Genomic DNA, 843 nt, shown 5'->3' on the forward strand with positions numbered 1-843 from the left:
TACACCAGATGAAGTGGTTCAATCTCGACTAAAACAAGGCGTAGTAGGAGACTTTGCGGGTTATGACTTCTTTGATATTCACGGTAACGTTGCCAACACCGTAATGAGTGACCGTGTCATTGGCCTTGGAATTGAAGAGTTTCGGCCAATCGCAGAAGTGATTGCTATCGCTGCTGAAAACAGTAAACCGCTTGCATTACTTGGTGCGTTACGTACCGGTGCAATCGACGTGATTGCTACCAGTGTAAGCAACGCTTTGACAGTATTGAACTTGGATGAGCAGATGCACGGTAACGCGGCATCTGAGAGTTAGCACAAATAATATGCAACTTATGTAATCAGGCTGCGATGATTTATAAATGACTCGCAGCCTGATTTCGTTTTCAAGTTAAAAATATTCTCTAGGAGTAGCTTTAAATTTGTACACCTACTCTGGAGAAAACAATGAAAAAGACACTTCTTGCTGCACTAATTATGGGGATAACTGGTGCGGCGCACGCCGAGCAAAAAGTCGTAGCGGGTTACTTTGCGGATTGGCAGTACGCGAATGCAGAAAACCCATACACGGTGAAAGATATTCCCGCCGATAAACTGACACATGTGATTTACGCGTTTCTCAGTATGTGCGGTCCTCATACCGGTGCCTCTGAAACGGTGCAAAACCTAGTAGCTAAACAATGCGAAGGAAAAGATCCCTATACGGCGATCATTGTCGATACCGAAGCGGCACTGGAAAAGAACTTTGGCGCTGTCTCAGTTAACGTGCCATACAAAGGTCACTTCGCTCAACTTGCCGAAATGAAGAAACAACATCCTGATCTCAAAATTCTTCCTTCTTTTGGT

Annotated in this window: 2 protein-coding genes; both read left to right on the top strand. The window is 44.6% G+C overall.

What is annotated here, in order from left to right:
* On the top strand, positions 1 to 313 hold a 313-nt coding region (locus R7Q48_RS26025; RefSeq protein ID WP_318133069.1), incomplete at its 5' end, for a sugar-binding domain-containing protein.
* Between the two features lie 131 nt (positions 314 to 444).
* Positions 445 to 843: glycosyl hydrolase family 18 protein (locus tag R7Q48_RS26030; protein ID WP_318133071.1), on the top strand; the 399-nt coding region annotated here is incomplete at its 3' end.

It is taken from the genome of Vibrio sp. 378, from assembly GCF_033339435.1.